The organism is Pseudomonas sp. Pso3, from assembly GCF_055393275.1.
In genome coordinates this window covers 3,593,998-3,608,542 of record NZ_AP043687.1, presented here as the reverse complement: position 1 = coordinate 3,608,542, position 14,545 = coordinate 3,593,998, and the positions used below count along the sequence as shown (strand labels likewise).

The window sequence follows — 14,545 nt, the reverse complement described above, 5'->3', positions numbered from 1 at the left end:
CGCCCAGCGGCCGTCTGCTCAGCGTCGGACCGGGGGCAGCCAAGAGCCGCCCGGACGGTCAACCGCTCAAGGCCGCGGCGGATAGCTGACGAGCAGGTCGCCGATCAGCCGGCTGAAGGCGGCGCTGCGCTGGGCCGGGGTGGCGTTCTGGTCGTCCAGCAGGCGCTCTTCGCTGGCGCGCCAGACCAGCTTGCCGTCACGGCCATCGAGCATGTCGAGTTGCACCGTCATCACCGGGTAGGTGACGGTCTGGGTGCGCACATAGCTCGGCCCCCAGGGACCGGGACCCCAGGCGGAGCCCCAGGGGCCACCCCAGCCCGGGCCCCAGTAGGGATCGGCATAGCTGAAGCTCTGCTGGCGCTGATCGAGGATCACATAGAGCTTGATCTTCAGATCCGGGCGCGCGCCGGTCGGTGCGGGACGCAGCCCGCGCTGGTCGAGCCCGCTGCTGACCGAATCGCGCAGGCGCTGTTCGGTGAGATCGCTACGTACCCGCGGATCGTTGGGGCGGTACTCGATGGCGGGATCGGCCCAACCCCAGCTGCGATAGGCGGCGAAGTCGCGGCTGGCGTCATAGTCTAGGTTGCGCGGGCCGCGCTCGGCGCAGGCCGCCAGCAAGAGGACCGCAAGCAGCAGGAGGCAACGTTTCATGGGCGATCCTCTGGGTCAGGAGACTAGTCTGCTTGGACTGGCTTAAGGGCGACTTATCGCGTCAGCTGGGCGGATAGTTGGCCAGCAGGCGGCGGGTGGTGTCCCTCAGGGTACGCGCGCGTTCGCCGCTATTGCCGCCGCTGGCCTGCTCGGCGGCCGAATGCCAGAGCACGCGGCCGGTGGCGGGATCGAGCAATTCCACCTCCAGCACGTCGACCAGAAAGGTCCGGGTGCGGGTCCGCGCCTGGCCGACGCTGGCGCCATAGCCCGGGCCGTAGCCATAGGGCCCGTAGCCGCCGTAGCCATAGCCCGTGTCGTAGTAGTCGGTGTACTGCTCGCTGCGCTGCTGCTGGGTAAGGCGGGCCCGCACCTGCAGATCGGCGCGGGCACCGCCAAGGGCCGGTCGCAGCCCACGCTGGTCAAGACCGTCGGCCACCGCCTGCTGCACGGTCTGGCCATCCAGGCCGCCGCTGACCACGGCGGCGCCGGGGGCCCAGCTCCAGGTGCGATAGCGACTCCAGTCACGCGGTGCCGGCGGATAGGCCGCTGGATCCTGCTGCGGCAGCACCGGCACCGAGGCTTCGGGCAGGCTGCTGGCGACATAGGGATTGGGCGTCTGGCAACCGGCCAGGGCGAGCAGCGCGAGCGACAGGCAGAACAGGGGGCGACGCATGACCGGTTCCTCGAAGGAATGCTGGCCAGAGCATACCGCGCCCGGGGTCATCCTGCCTTAGCTTGGCAGAGCCAATGCAGATAGCGGCCGAGACCGGCGAAGGCCGGGTGCCGTCGATGGGCCAGTTCCATGGCCACCAGCTCCTCGCCCGCAGCGCGCGCCTGGAATTCCGGCGGCATGTAGTCATGGAAGACCCGTACGCCACTGCGCGCCTGGATCCGCCAGTCCGGCGCCAGCCAGGCCTCGACCTCGCGCGGGTCCAGCGGTTGTTGCGGGGTGAGGCCGCGTTGGCCCGCGCCGGCGTATTCACCCTGCCGGAGTTTGCGAAAGTGCCCCTTGAGCAGATTGCGATAGATCAGGGCGTCGCGGTTGTAGAAGGCCAGCGACAGCCAGCCGTCCGGCGCCAGGCAGCGTTGCAGGGTCGGCAGGATCGCCGTGGGCGTCTCCAGCCATTCCAGCACCGCGTGGCAGAGCACCAGATCGAAGGGTTCGGCGAAGAAGGGCAGCTCCTGCCAGGGCAGCGCCAGCCAGGCGGCGTCGAGGCCGGCGGCGGCGAAGGCCTCCTGGGCCCCCGCCAGCATGGGCGCCGAGGGTTCGGCCAGGGTCACCGCATGGCCCTGTTGCGCCAGCCAGAGACTCATGTGGCCGAGCCCGGCGCCGATGTCCAGCACCCGCAGCGGGCGTTGCGGCAGCACCTCGGTCAGATCCACCTGCAATACGGCCAGGCGGATGGCGCCCTTGGTGCCGCCATAGATGTTGGCGGCGAAGCGGGTGGCGCGGTCGTCGAAGAAGGTATCGCTCACGGCAGGAAGCGCCTCTCGTTATCGGCCAGCTTGGCCAGCACCGCCTGTTCCACGTCCAGTTCCAGTTCGCTGCCCAGTTGCAGCAGATAGAGCAGCACGTCGGCGATTTCCTGGCCGGCGTGTTCGCGCTCGGCGGCGCTCAGGGCGCGGGCTTCGACATCGCTCTTCCACTGGAAGATCTCCACCAGCTCGGCCATCTCGACGCTGGCGGCCATCGCCAGATTCTTGGGGTTGTGATAGCGCCGCCAGGCGTTGGCATCGCGGATCGCGTGCAGGCGGGTGAGCAGGGCGGGGAGGTCCATGGGCGTCCGAGGGTTGAAAAAACGCCATTCTCCCATGGCTGAACGCGCGGGCGGCAGTGGCTCGTCCGCCGACCCGCAAGACAGCCTGGCGCCGCTGCTCTACCCTGAGCGCAACATTGATACGCTGGCTGCGGGAGCCCTGATGAAAGCTTGTCTGTCCGGACTGGGGTTGGCCCTGCTGCTGACCACCGGCGTCGCCCATGCCGAAAAGCTGCTGCTGGAAGGCACCCTGGGCCAGGCCCGGGTGGTGGTGGAGCTCGATCCCACCGCCAATGACGAAGCCTATGGGCGCTATTTCTACGACCGCTATCGCCGCGACCTGCGCCTGAGCGGTCCGGCCCAGCCGGGCGACCGGCTGGAGCTGGAGGAGGGCGCGCCCTGGCAGGAGGGCGCCAAGGCCAGCTGGTCGCTGACGCGCGGCACCGACGGTCGCTGGACCGGCAGCTGGAGCGGGGCCGGAAAGACCCTGCCCCTCGCCCTGGCGCCGCTGCACCTGGCGCAGCCCGCCGCGGACGATCGCTATCGGCAGCAACTGCGCCGGGACGATCCCTACGAATACCGCCGTCTGCAGGGACTCCAGCTGGAACCGGGCGAGCGCCAGACCTTCATGGGGCGTGAGCTGCGCGGGTGGCGCGAGCCGGTCTCGGGCATGCAGCTGTTTACCGTGGAGGGCGCCAGCGAGGCGGCCAATGCCGTGCTGCGCGACCGCCTCTGGGCGGAGGTGGACGCCCATCTGAGCTGCATCGGTCCTGACGGCGAGCACAGCCTGCAGGTGACCCCGCAGTTGCTCACCGAGCGGGTGCTCAGCGTCAATCTGTTCAGCCAGTACAGCTGCAGCGGCGCGGCCCACCCGGATTTCGGCAGCGCGCCCCTGACCCTGGATCTCCAGACCGGCCAGGAGCTGGCGCTGGAAGACGTTCTCTGGCTGGGTCACGGCCAGCCGATCCGCCCGCAGCCGGAGGATCGCTATTCCCAGGCCCTGGCGGACTATCGGGAACAGACCCTGGCGCCCTGGGTGATCGGGCTGTTCACCCGCCTGTATCCAGAGCTGATGCAGGCGCCGGCCGATGGCGACGGCTGCGATTATCGCAGCGCCGACGTCTGGCAATTCGCGCCCTGGTACCTGACGCCCAAGGGTCTCTACCTCGGTCCGACCTTCTTCCGCGCCGCCCGCAACTGCGACGAACCCGGCGGTACCCTGGTGCCCTACGCCGAGGTCCGCAAGCATCCGGGGCCGTTGGTGGGGCTGCTGCCACGCTAAACGCAGGTTGGGTTGAGCCCAGCGAAGCCCGACAGCAAGGAAAAGGTCTGGGATGTTGGGCTTCGACGATGAAGCCGTCTCAGCCCAACCTACGGCAGCGGGTCGCACGCTCGTGGGTTGGCGCTGAGCCTGTTGAAGTCCAGGATCGCCACCTGGCTCGGCAGTCCGATGGCCGGATGGCCGCGCTATGGCCCGAGGCCGCCGGGAGGTGGGTGCCGATCGCCGGCCTTTGCTACTTGCGTAGCAGCTTTTGCAGCCGGGCGTGCTGCCAGAGGGCGATTCGGTCGCGCAGGAAGAAGGTCTGGATGCCGCGGCCCAGCAGCAGAACTCCCCAGATGGCGGCGACCCACCAGGACCAGTGGCTGTCGGGCGAGGTCTCGCGATTGAGCACATAGAGAAAGATGCAGATGACCAGGCCTCGCAGCACCTGCCAATAGAAGCCGATCTCGGCGGCTACCTGTTCACGAGCATTGGCGATCCGCTCGTCTGCGGCGGATCCTGCTTCCTGGGAGGTTTGCTCGGTCAGATCGCTCACCCTGATCTCCAGGACGGCGGCCAGGGCGCTCAGCGTCTCCAGACTGGCCTGCTCGCCATTTTCGAGGCGTTGCACCGTACGGGTGCTGATGCCCGCGAGTTCGGCCAGCTGCTCTTGCGACCAGGCTCGCGCCAGGCGGTGTTCCTTGATCCTGTTGGGCAGTTGCATCTCGATTTCTCCAGCGATGAGGGACGAGGGAAAGCCTAGCCGCAGACCCCTCTGTCCGACACGACGGCAACCCGACAGCAGCCTGACAGGGAGACGACAGGGACCTGACGGCCTCGCCGGCAGGGGGATTCGGAAGCCCGTCTCCTCAGAGGATCCGTCCACTCTACACCGGCTATACCTGGTGGAAACCGTCCAGGGTTTCCACAACAGGTTCGGCTGCGCGTGGGTAAGGCTGCGCCGTTACCCACCCTGCAGTCAGCTGTCAGTCCATAGCGTGGAAAGCCGCGAAGCGTTTTCCACTGGGCATTGAGTATCGGCAGCGGACAGGGCTTCGCCTTCTTCCACTCTAGTCGTCGGCGATCAGCCGCTTGCCCAGGGTGACGACCTCGGCCTCCACATAACCCAAGGCCGCATAGAAGCCGAGGATCGCCGCGTTGTCCCGGCGCACCATCAGCTGCAGTTTGGGGCAGCCGCGCTCGGTGAGCAGCTGTTCGGCGGTCGCCACCAGTCGCCGGGCATGACCGCGCCGCTGGTGGGCGGGAGCCACCGCCAGGTAGTAGAGCCAGCCGCGATGGCCATCGGTGCCGACCATGGCGCTGGCCATGAGCACGCCGTCCGCTTCGCCCACCAAAAACAACTCGGGTTGCTCGGCGAGCTTGCGCTGGATGTCGCGGTAGGGATCGTTCCAGGGACGGGTCAGACCGCAAGCCTGCCAGAGGCTGACCACGGCTTCGGTGTCGGCGGGCTGGAAGGGGCGGATGTGCATGGGAAGTCCGGCAGCGGGATGAAGCCCAAAGATAACAGGTGCGTTCGAGGATGCTGCTGGCTTTAACGGCTCTATCGCGGCCATGGGCCGCTCCTACGGGTTCTGATCACCATGTAGGAGCGGCCCATGGCCGCGATGCGAGAGTTGCTGCTACGTACCAGCGTCAGTGAGTAGGTTGGATTGATCGCCAGCGAAGCCCAACGGCGCCGTTGGCCTACAGAAAGTTCTCCGCATAGTGGCAGGCCACCTGGCGGGCTTCCACGTTGCGCAGCGCCGGGACCTCGGTCTTGCACTTTTCCGTCGCATAGGGGCAGCGACGGTGGAAGACGCAACCGGGTGGCGGATCCAGCGGATTGGGCAGTTCGCCCTGGATGCGGATGCGCGGCTTGCTCGGATCCGGGTGCAGACTCGGGGTGGCCGACAGCAGCATCTGGGTATAGGGATGCAGGGGCCGCTCGAACAGCAGGTCGCGACTGGTCTTTTCGACGATGCAGCCCAGGTACATCACCATCACCTCGTCGGCGATGTGGCGCACCACCGAGAGATTGTGGGAGATGAACACATAGGCCGTGCGGTACTGCTGCTGCAGATCCATGAACAGGTTGAGCACCTGCGCCTGGATGGACACGTCCAGCGCCGAGGTCGGCTCGTCCGCCACCAGCACCTTGGGCTGCAGCATCATGGCGCGGGCCACGGCGATGCGCTGGCGCTGGCCGCCGGAGAACATGTGCGGATAGCGCTGGTAGTGCTCGGGCCGCAAGCCCACCTGCTGCATCATCGCCTGCACCTTCTCGCGCCTTTCGGTGCGCGACAGGCTGGTGTTGATCTGCAGCGGCTCGGCCAGCTGGTCGCCGATCTTGCGCCGCGGATTGAGCGAGGCGTAGGGATTCTGGAACACCATCTGCACCTCGCGGCGCAGCTCCTTGCGGCGGGCGGCGTCGGCCTGGGCCACGTCCTGGCCGCCGATGACCAGGCTGCCGGCGGTGGGCTGCTCGATCAGGGTCAGGGCACGGGCCAGGGTGGACTTGCCACAGCCCGACTCCCCCACCACGGCCAGGGTGCGCCCGGCCTGGAGGTCGAAGGAGACGCCGTTGAGCGCCTTGACCGTGGCGCTGTCCTTGAACAGCCCGCGGGAGATTTGATAGTGCTGGGTCAGGCCCTTGGCTTCGAGCACGAGGTGCTCGGGCGCCTGCTCCGGGGTGGTGGAGCGGGCGAGGACGGTGGCTTCAGACGGCGCCATGGCGATCCTCCGGCAACTGGCTGGGACGTTGATGTTCGGGCAGCACCTCGGGGGCTTCGCCCGGGGCGACGTTGCGCGGGAAGAAGCAGCGCACCGCGCCGCGGTCATAGGGCTCCAGCGCCGGACGCTCCTGGCAGCGTGGCTGCACATAGGGGCAGCGCGGACTGAGCAGGCAGCCGGCCGGCCGGTCATAGCGACCGGGCACGATACCGGGCAGGGTGTGCAGGCGATCCGTCTGGCTGTGCTCGGGAATGGCCGCCAGCAGGGCTTCGGTATAGGGGTGGGCGGGGGCGTCGAACAGCGTCGGCACCACGCCTTTCTCCACCGCCTGGCCGGCGTACATCACCACCACGCGCTGGGCGGTCTCGGCCACCACGGCGAGGTCGTGGGTGATGAGGATCAGGCCCATGCCCTCGTCGCGCTGCAGATTGACCAAGAGCTCCATGATCTGCGCCTGGATGGTCACGTCCAGGGCGGTGGTGGGTTCGTCGGCGATCAGCAGACGTGGCTCGGCGGCGATGGCCATGGCGATGGCGACGCGCTGGCTCATGCCCCCGGACAGCTGGTGCGGATAGGCGCCGAGGCGACTGGCCGCGGCCGGGATCTCGACCTTTTCCAGCAATTCCAGAGCGCGCTGGCGAGCGGCGCGACCCTTGAGGCCCAGATGCTGGCGGATCACCTCTTCCAGCTGGAAGCCCACGGTGTAGCTGGGGTTGAGTGCCGTCATCGGGTCCTGGAAGACCATCGACAGCTCCTTGCCGATCAGGTGGCGCCGGCGGCGACCCTTGAGGCTGAGCAGGTCCTGGCCGTCGAAGGCCAGGCGGTCGGCGGTGATGCGGCCGGGGTGATCGATCAGGCCCATCACGGCCATCATGGTCACCGACTTGCCGGAGCCGGACTCACCGACGATGGCGACGATCTCGCCCTGATCCACCGTGAGATCGAGGCCTTCCACCACCGGCGGGGCGTCGGCGCCGCCGAAGCGCACCGAGAGGTTCTGGATTTCGAGGAGGCTCATGACTGCACCTTCAGACGCGGATCGAGGGCATCGCGCAGGCCGTCGCCCATCAGGTTGATGGCCAGCACGGTGAAGAGGATGGCGAGACCCGGCAGGGTCACCACCCACCAGGCGCGCTCGATGTAGTCACGGGCCGAGGCCAGCATGGTGCCCCACTCGGGAGTGGGCGGCTGCACGCCGAGGCCGAGGAAGCCCAGGGCGGCGGCATCGAGGATCGCCGAGGAAAAGCTCAGGGTGGCCTGGACGATCAGCGGCGCCATGCAGTTGGGCAGCACGCTGACGAACATCAGCCGCAGGGTGCCGGCGCCGGCCAGCCGCGAGGCGGTGACGTAGTCGCGGTGCAGTTCGCCCATCACCGCGGCGCGGGTCAGGCGCACATAGGACGGCAGCGAGACGATGGCGATGGCCACCACGGTGTTGATCAGGCCTGGGCCGAGGATGGCGACGATGGCCACGGCCAGCAGCAGCGACGGCAGCGCCAGCATGATGTCCATCAGGCGCATGATCACCGGACCGGCGCGATTGGGCGAGAAGCCGGCGACCAGGCCGAGCAGGATGCCGGGGATCAGCGAGAAGACCACCGAGGCCAGGCCGATCAGCAGCGACAGCCGGGCGCCGTGGATCAGCCGGCTGAGCAGGTCACGCCCCAGCTCGTCGGTACCCAGCGGGAACTGGCTGTTGCCGCCCTCCAGCCACAGTGGCGGGGTGAGCATGAAGTCGCGGAATTGCTCGCTGGGCGCATGGGGCGCGACCCAGGGCGCGAAGAGCGCGCAGAACACCACGATGACCATGAAGATCAGCCCGCCGAGGGCGCCCTTGTTGCGGGCGAAGGCGTGCCAGAACTCCTTGAAGGGGGAGGGGTAGAGGGCGCTCGGGTCTTGAGCGGCCGGGGTATTTACCGTTGTCATAGGCTCTGTCCGTTTGGGCGCATCAACGCTGGTGGCGGATGCGCGGATTGACCAGGCCGTAGAGGATGTCCACGACGAAATTGACCAGGATGACCAGGGTGGCGATCAGCAGGATGCCGTTCTGCACCACCGGGTAGTCCCGGGCGCCGATGGCCTCGATCAGCCACTTGCCGATGCCGGGCCAGGAAAAGATGGTCTCGGTGAGCACCGCGCCGGAGAGCAGGCTACCGACCTGCAGGCCGAGCACGGTCAGCACCGGGATCAGGGCGTTGCGCAGGGCGTGGACGAAGACCACCCGCTTGGGCGACAGGCCCTTGGCGCGAGCGGTGCGCACATAGTCCTCGCGCAGCACCTCGAGCATGGCCGAGCGGGTCATGCGCGCGATCACCGCCAGGGGAATGGTGCCCACCACGATGGCCGGCAGGATCAGGTGCTTGAGGGCATCGACGAAGGCGCCGGGCTCGTCGGAGAGCAGGGTGTCGATGAGCATGAAGCCGGTGCGCGGCGGGATGTCGTAGAGCAGGTCCAGACGACCGGAGACCGGGGTCCAGCCGAGCTGCACCGAGAACAGCATGATCAGCAGCAGGCCCCACCAGAAGATCGGCATGGAGTAGCCGGTCAGGGCCACGCCCATCACCCCGTGGTCCACCGTGGAGCCGCGCCTGAGGGCGGCGATGATGCCGGCCAGCACGCCGAACACCGTGGCGAACAGCATGGCCGCCACCGAGAGTTCCAGGGTGGCCGGGAACAGGGTCAGGAATTCGTCCCAGACCCCGACGCGGCTGCGCAGGGATTCGCCGAGGTTGCCCTGGGCGAGATTGCCGATGTAGTCGAAATACTGCTGGTACAGGGGCTTGTCGAGGCCCAGGCGGTGCATGGCTTCGGCGTGCATCTGCGGATCGACGCGGCGTTCGCCCATCATGACTTCCACCGGATCGCCGGGGATGAGGCGGATCAGGGCGAAGGTCAGCAGGGTGACGCCAAAGAACGTCGGTATCAGCAGCCCGAAGCGACGGGCGATGAAGGCGAGCATCGGAGGGGGTATCTCCTCTTGAGGCTGATCAAGACGGCGCGAGTACGTGCCCGGCCGCGTTTTTAAGTGAAAGCCCGCTCAAAAGCCCGCGGGCTTTTGATCTGACTCTCAGACCTTGTGGGTCCGGATTCATCCCTGCGCGGACCGTCCTGGTCCGCGACGAACGCGGCCTGCCAGCGGCAGGCTCGTTCGGTCCTACGAATAGGTTCGAAGAGCGCTCTGGGCCAGCGCTCCAAACCCGGCAGACTACCACGTTGCCACGGCCGTCGATATCCTCGACATGGCCAGGGCTTCGCCGGTGTTCGCGACGCGATCCCGGCGAGATGCCGGGCGCTGAACGAAATCCGCCGGGTTTCGTCATCACAGCAGGTTGAACGGCAGGGTGGAGACCAGACGCAGCTCCTTGACGTTGCCGTCGACCTGGTTCTGGCTGGCGCGGTGATCGGTCAGCAGCAGGCGGAAGCGACTGTCCTTGAGCGTGCCCTGCTGCACCTTGTAGGTGGTGACCAGGCCGATCTCGTGGTGCTTCTCGCCATCCTGCTGCAGGACCTCGGCATAGTTGGCGTACTTGCCGGCGCCGGCGTCGTAGTGGGTGCCGTCGATGTCCCAACCCTTGGCGTACCAGACGCCGGTGCTCAGGCCGGGCACGCCGAAGTAGCTCCAGTCGGTTTCGTAGCGGATCTGCAGCGACTTCTCGTTGGGGCCGTTGTAGTCCGAGACCAGGGAGTTGGCCAGGTAGATGGCCGCGGTTTCGTGGGCGTAATCGAAGTACTCGTTGCCGTCGATCTGCTGGTAGGCCAGGGTCAGGCTGTGGGCCTGGTGGCTGCCGGTGAACGCCAGGCTCCAGGCGGTGTTGTCGATGTCGCCGGCCTTGGCGCTGCCGGCGTCGACGGTGCGATAGGCGTTGGCCACCGCCTTCCAGGCAAAGGTGTCGAGCGAGCCGCCGGCCTGGGTCACGCTCAGGAAGTACTGGTTCCAGACGTCTTCGAAGTTGGCGCCGTAGACGCTGACTTCCCAGCCCTGGGGCAGCTTGTAGTTGCCACCGAGAAAGCTCAGGCGGTCGGCGGTGACCTCGCGGGTGCCGTACTCGGTGGTCCACTTCTCGTCGCCGGCACCGGTCCGCGGACTGACCCGGGTGAAGCTGCCACCCTGCAGCGAGAGGTTGTCCCATTCATCGCTGGTCAGGGCGAAGCCGTCGAAGCCGGAGGGGAAGGGCCGGTTGTCGTTGTAGCTGATCACCGGGGTGTCGAGCATGAAACGACCGATCTTGAGTTCGGTGTTGGAGACGCGGAAGCGCGCGTCGGCGATGCCCAGCTTGGACCACTCGGCATGGCCCTCGCCCTCGGCGTTGGCCAGGGTGCGGTTGCCGCCGCCACCGATCTGACCCTTGCCCCGCTCCAGGTTGGTGGCCTGATAGCCCGCCACGTCGATGCCGAAACCCACCGGGCCCTGGGTGTAGCCGGAGCTGTACTTGAGCGCCGTGGCCTGGACCCAGGTATTGCGCGAGTGAGTGCGCACCCGGGTACCGTTCTTGGTGTAGCTGAAGATCGGATCGGAGCTGGTCTCGCGGGCGAAGAAGTTGCGCGTGGCCAGGGTCAGGCTGTCGTCGGCGAAGAAGCCCTTGGCGCCTTCCTGGCCCTTCACCGGCTTCTGCACGTTGGGCAGGGTCTGGACCTCGTTGGCGTAGCTGGGATCTTCCGGCGCCGGGGACTGGGCGTGGGCGGTCAGGGCCAGGGTGAGTAGCGAGAGGGCGAGGCCTCCACGGTGGACGTTGGTCATCGGCTGTGCTCCAAAGCGGTCGTTTTTCTGTTTTTTTGGGCGTTTCCGGCACGACCGAACCCGTCGCGCCGAAACACGGCGCGAGGCGGGATAGGTCGAGGGGCGGGCCGCCCGGGCCCGGTCGCTTACGGCATCAGGTGCCGATCAGTCGAGGGTCACCGTGGAGAAGTCGTAGACCCCCAGCGGACTCTGCACATAGCCCTGCACCTTGGGTTGCAGGACGTCGGTGAACAGCGGATGCGCCAGCGGAATCCAGGGCATCTGCTGGTGGAAGATCTGCTGGGCCTGTTCGTAGAGGGCGGTACGCTGAGCCGGGTCGTTGATGCGCTTGGCCTTTTCAATGGCGTCGTTGAAGGCCTGGTCGCACCAGAAGGCGCGGTTCTCGCCGCCCTGCACCGCGGCGCAGCTCAGGTTGTTGGTGAGGAAGTTGTCCGGGTCCCCGTTGTCGCCGGTCCAGCTCATCATCATCAGGTCGTGCTCGCCGGCCTTGGTGCGCTTGACGAATTCGCCCCACTCGAACTGGGTGATCTCGGCCTTGATGCCGATCTTGGCGAGGTCGCCCTGGATCAGCTGGGCCACCAGCGCCGGACTGCCGCCCGGGCCGGTACCGGTGCTGATGTAGTACTTGAGGGTGAAGCCATCGGGATAGCCGGCTTCCTTGAGCAGCGCCTTGGCCTTTTCCACGTCATGGGGCCAGGGCTTGATGTCCTTGGCGTAGCCCAGCAGCGAAGAGGGATAGGGATTGATCGCCGCCTTGGCGCCGCCTTCGCCGAACACCGTCTTCAGGTAGTTCTGCTGATCGAAGGCCATGGCGATGGCCTGGCGCACCCGCACGTCACTCAGCGCCTTGTGCTTGGTGTTCAGCGCCAGGTAGGAGGTGGTCTGGCTTTCCACCTGGGCCAGCTTGAGGCTCTTGTCCTGCTTGAGCATCGGCACGTCCTGCGGCTTGACCGTCAGGCCGATCTGGCACTCGTTGTTGCGCACCCGCTGGATGCGCACATTGGGATCCAGGGTCACCGCCAGCACCAGGCCGTCCATCTGCGGCTTCTTGCCGAAGTAGTCCGGATTGACCTTGTAGCGGGTGTTGGAATCCTTGGCATAACGCTGGAAGACGAAGGGACCGGTGCCGATGGGCTTCTGGTTGATGTCGTCGGTCTTCTTGCTGGCCAGCAGGCTGTCGGCGTATTCCTTGGACAGGATCGAGCCGAAGGCCATGGCCAGGTCGGCGAGGAAGGGCGCCTCGGGCTGGTTGAGGGTGAAGCGCACGTGGCTGTCGTCCACCTTGTCGATGGACTTGATCAGGGTGCCCATCTCCATGGCGGCGGCATAGGGATAGCCGCTCGGGGAGAGGTTGTACCAGGGATTGTTCTTGTCGAGCATGCGCTCGAAGCTGAACACCACGTCGTCGGCGTTGAAATCGCGAGTGGGCTTGAAGTAGTCGGTGGTGTGGAATTTCACCCCCTGGCGCAGGGTGAAGGTGTACTGCAGGCCATCCGGGGAGACCTCCCAGCTTTCGGCCAGGCCCGGCTCCAGCTCGGCGGTACCCTGCTTGAATTCCACCAGGCGGTTGTACAGCGGGGTGGCCGAGGCGTTGAAGGTATAGCCGGAGGTGTAGCGACCCGGATCGAAGCCTTCCGGATTGGCCTCGGTGCAGACCACCAGGGGGCGTGCCAGGGCGGCATTGGCCGTCAGGCAGAGGAGGGCGGCGAGAGACAGCGAGAATAGCGGTTTGGACACGGAAGGCTCCTCGTGAAGGCCCGCGAGGCGGGCCGGACAGGGTCAGCGGTCGAGGCTTACGCCATAGAAACCGGTGACGCCGAAGGGGTTGATCTTGAAGCCCTGCACTTCTTTGCGCATGGGCTGGGACACCACCGAGTGGGCCATGGGGCTCACCGGCATCTGCTGGCGAATGATCTGTTGCGCCTGCTCGTAGAGACGGGTGCGTTCGGCGCGATCGTTGCTGGTCTTGGCCTTCTGGATGAGGGCGTCGTAGCTCTTGTCGCACCAGCGCGCATAGTTGCTGCCGCCGATGGCGCTGCAGCCATAGAGCACGCCCAGCCAGTTGTCGGGATCGCCGTTGTCGCCGGTCCAGCCATAGGTCAGCACATCGTGTTCGCCGGCCTTGGCTCTCTTGATGTACTCACCCCATTCGTAGCTGACGATCTTGGCCTTGATGCCGACCTTGGCCCAATCCTGCTGGATCATCTGCGCCGACTGGCGGGCGTTGGGGTTGGAGGCGCGCTGCACCGTCATGGCCCAGAGCGCGATCTCGGTACCGTCCTTGATCCCCGCCTGTTTGAGCAGAGCCTTGGCCTTTTCCGGATCGTAGGGCGCGCCCTTGATGTTCTTGTCGTAGGACCACTGATTCGGCGGGATCACGTTCTGCGCGACCTGGCCGGCGCCCTGGAACACGGTGTCGACGATGGCCTGCTTGTTGATGGCCATGTCCAGGGCACGCCGCACCTCGGGCTTGTCCAGCGGTGGATGCTGGACGTTGTAGGCGAGGAAGCCGACGTTGAAGCCCGGCTGCTGCAGCACCTTGAGCTGCGGATCCTGCTTCATCTCCACCAGGTCCGCCGGACGCGCATAGCCGCTCACCTGGCATTCGTTGGCCTTGAGCTTCTGCAGGCGGGTGGCGGCATCGGGGGTGATGGCGAAGATCAGGTTGTCGAGCTTGACGTCCTCGGGCTTCCAGTAGTCCGGATTGCCCTTGAAGCGGATCACCGCATCCTTCTGGTAGCGGCTGAAGACGAAGGGGCCGGTGCCGATGGGCTGCTGGTTGAGCAGCTCGGGCTTGCCCGCCTTGAGCAACTGCGTGGCGTACTCCGCCGACTGGATGGAGGCGAAGCTCATGGCCAGGTCGGCGGCAAAGGCGGCGTCGACCTTGTTCAGGGTGAAGACCACGGTGTGGTCGTCGACCTTGGCCACCTTGGCGATGTTCTGGTCCAGCCCCATGTCGGTGAAGTAGGGGAATTCCGTGGGATAGGCCTTACGGAACGGCTGCTCCTTGTCGAGCATGCGCTGGAAGGTGAAGACCACGTCGTCGGCAGTGAAGTCGCGCGTGGGCTTGAAGTAGTCGGTGGTATGGAATTTCACGCCCTGGCGCAGGTGGAAGGTATAGGTCTTGCCATCCGCGCTCACGTCCCATTGGGTCGCCAGGCCCGGCTCGAGGGTGGTGCCGCCACGCTGGAACTGCACCAGGCGGTTGAAGACCGTTTCGGCCGAGGCATCGAATTCGGTGCCCGAGGTGTATTGCGCCGGATCGAAACCGGCCGGGCTGGCTTCCGAGCAATAGACGAGGTTGCTCGCCGCCTGGGCGAGCGGAGCACAGGCGAGCAGGCTCGCCGCCAGCAACGAGTAGGCGTAGGGAAGGCGCATGGGTCTCACTCCATCAGTCAAATGAACGGC

14 protein-coding genes are annotated in these 14,545 nt (G+C 66.6%); 1 reads left to right on the top strand and 13 read right to left on the bottom strand.

What is annotated here, in order from left to right:
• Positions 1-66 precede the first annotated feature (66 nt).
• From ACZ5R1_RS17060 to ACZ5R1_RS17045, 4 genes are all read right to left on the bottom strand, one after another.
• Positions 67-651: a DUF4136 domain-containing protein gene (locus ACZ5R1_RS17060; protein WP_007159558.1), complete on the bottom strand. Its 585-nt coding sequence runs from the start codon at positions 649-651 to the stop codon at positions 67-69.
• Between the two features lie 61 nt (positions 652-712).
• Complete coding sequence (locus ACZ5R1_RS17055) at positions 713-1,324, bottom strand: DUF4136 domain-containing protein (protein WP_115945899.1); 612 nt, start codon at positions 1,322-1,324, stop codon at positions 713-715.
• Positions 1,325-1,371: 47 nt separating this feature from the next.
• Positions 1,372-2,127, bottom strand: a complete 756-nt coding sequence (locus tag ACZ5R1_RS17050) for a methyltransferase domain-containing protein (RefSeq protein ID WP_316857068.1) — start codon at positions 2,125-2,127, stop codon at positions 1,372-1,374.
• Positions 2,124-2,429 (bottom strand): nucleotide pyrophosphohydrolase, encoded by a 306-nt coding sequence (locus tag ACZ5R1_RS17045; protein ID WP_007159555.1) that lies wholly within the window; start codon positions 2,427-2,429, stop codon positions 2,124-2,126. Before ACZ5R1_RS17045 ends, ACZ5R1_RS17050 begins: the two co-directional genes overlap by 4 nt.
• Positions 2,430-2,571: 142 nt before the next feature.
• Here ACZ5R1_RS17045 and ACZ5R1_RS17040 point away from each other — a divergent pair, with 142 nt between their 5' ends.
• Positions 2,572-3,690, top strand: coding sequence for a hypothetical protein (locus tag ACZ5R1_RS17040; RefSeq protein WP_042136104.1), 1,119 nt, complete (start codon positions 2,572-2,574; stop codon positions 3,688-3,690).
• Between the two features lie 232 nt (positions 3,691-3,922).
• Here ACZ5R1_RS17040 and ACZ5R1_RS17035 read toward each other — a convergent pair whose 3' ends face one another.
• The 9 genes from ACZ5R1_RS17035 to ACZ5R1_RS16995 form a co-directional block, all read right to left on the bottom strand.
• Positions 3,923-4,393 carry a helix-turn-helix domain-containing protein gene (locus tag ACZ5R1_RS17035; protein ID WP_027597112.1) on the bottom strand — a complete coding sequence of 157 codons (471 nt, stop codon included), beginning with the start codon at positions 4,391-4,393 and terminating at the stop codon, positions 3,923-3,925.
• A 346-nt stretch (positions 4,394-4,739) separates the two neighbouring features.
• Positions 4,740-5,159: a GNAT family acetyltransferase gene (locus ACZ5R1_RS17030; protein ID WP_108581271.1), complete on the bottom strand. Its 420-nt coding sequence runs from the start codon at positions 5,157-5,159 to the stop codon at positions 4,740-4,742.
• 214 nt (positions 5,160-5,373) lie between these two features.
• Positions 5,374-6,399 carry a peptide ABC transporter ATP-binding protein gene (locus tag ACZ5R1_RS17025; protein ID WP_037007201.1) on the bottom strand — a complete coding sequence of 342 codons (1,026 nt, stop codon included), beginning with the start codon at positions 6,397-6,399 and terminating at the stop codon, positions 5,374-5,376.
• Positions 6,386-7,417 (bottom strand): ABC transporter ATP-binding protein, encoded by a 1,032-nt coding sequence (locus ACZ5R1_RS17020; protein WP_007159551.1) that lies wholly within the window; start codon positions 7,415-7,417, stop codon positions 6,386-6,388. The genes ACZ5R1_RS17025 and ACZ5R1_RS17020 overlap by 14 nt, the downstream gene beginning before the upstream one ends.
• The gene (locus tag ACZ5R1_RS17015) at positions 7,414-8,325 is read right to left on the bottom strand and encodes an ABC transporter permease subunit (RefSeq protein ID WP_027597109.1); all 912 of its coding nucleotides are present in this window, start codon (positions 8,323-8,325) and stop codon (positions 7,414-7,416) included. Before ACZ5R1_RS17015 ends, ACZ5R1_RS17020 begins: the two co-directional genes overlap by 4 nt.
• A 22-nt stretch (positions 8,326-8,347) precedes the next feature.
• Positions 8,348-9,358 carry an ABC transporter permease subunit gene (locus tag ACZ5R1_RS17010; protein ID WP_007159549.1) on the bottom strand — a complete coding sequence of 337 codons (1,011 nt, stop codon included), beginning with the start codon at positions 9,356-9,358 and terminating at the stop codon, positions 8,348-8,350.
• 360 nt (positions 9,359-9,718) lie between these two features.
• A complete protein-coding gene (locus ACZ5R1_RS17005) occupies positions 9,719-11,137 on the bottom strand; it encodes an OprD family outer membrane porin (RefSeq protein WP_027602554.1) in 1,419 nt (472 codons plus the stop codon).
• Between the two features lie 144 nt (positions 11,138-11,281).
• Entirely contained in the window at positions 11,282-12,874 is a 1,593-nt protein-coding gene (locus ACZ5R1_RS17000) for an ABC transporter substrate-binding protein (RefSeq protein ID WP_464712588.1), read from the bottom strand.
• Positions 12,875-12,916: 42 nt separating this feature from the next.
• Entirely contained in the window at positions 12,917-14,515 is a 1,599-nt protein-coding gene (locus tag ACZ5R1_RS16995) for an ABC transporter substrate-binding protein (protein WP_464712587.1), read from the bottom strand.
• Positions 14,516-14,545: the final 30 nt, after the last annotated feature.

Excerpts from the sequence above, each read along its gene's own strand:
- ACZ5R1_RS17060 (WP_007159558.1), bottom strand. The coding sequence starts at position 651 with ATGAAACGTTGCCTCCTGCTGCTTGCGGTCCTCTTGCTGGCGGCCTGC.
- ACZ5R1_RS17055 (WP_115945899.1), bottom strand. The coding sequence starts at position 1,324 with ATGCGTCGCCCCCTGTTCTGCCTGTCGCTCGCGCTGCTCGCCCTGGCC.
- ACZ5R1_RS17045 (WP_007159555.1), bottom strand. The coding sequence starts at position 2,429 with ATGGACCTCCCCGCCCTGCTCACCCGCCTGCACGCGATCCGCGATGCC.
- ACZ5R1_RS17040 (WP_042136104.1), top strand. The coding sequence starts at position 2,572 with ATGAAAGCTTGTCTGTCCGGACTGGGGTTGGCCCTGCTGCTGACCACC.
- ACZ5R1_RS17035 (WP_027597112.1), bottom strand. The coding sequence starts at position 4,393 with ATGCAACTGCCCAACAGGATCAAGGAACACCGCCTGGCGCGAGCCTGG.
- ACZ5R1_RS17030 (WP_108581271.1), bottom strand. The coding sequence starts at position 5,159 with ATGCACATCCGCCCCTTCCAGCCCGCCGACACCGAAGCCGTGGTCAGC.
- ACZ5R1_RS17025 (WP_037007201.1), bottom strand. The coding sequence starts at position 6,399 with ATGGCGCCGTCTGAAGCCACCGTCCTCGCCCGCTCCACCACCCCGGAG.
- ACZ5R1_RS17020 (WP_007159551.1), bottom strand. The coding sequence starts at position 7,417 with ATGAGCCTCCTCGAAATCCAGAACCTCTCGGTGCGCTTCGGCGGCGCC.
- ACZ5R1_RS17015 (WP_027597109.1), bottom strand. The coding sequence starts at position 8,325 with ATGACAACGGTAAATACCCCGGCCGCTCAAGACCCGAGCGCCCTCTAC.
- ACZ5R1_RS17010 (WP_007159549.1), bottom strand. The coding sequence starts at position 9,358 with ATGCTCGCCTTCATCGCCCGTCGCTTCGGGCTGCTGATACCGACGTTC.
- ACZ5R1_RS17005 (WP_027602554.1), bottom strand. The coding sequence starts at position 11,137 with ATGACCAACGTCCACCGTGGAGGCCTCGCCCTCTCGCTACTCACCCTG.
- ACZ5R1_RS16995 (WP_464712587.1), bottom strand. The coding sequence starts at position 14,515 with ATGCGCCTTCCCTACGCCTACTCGTTGCTGGCGGCGAGCCTGCTCGCC.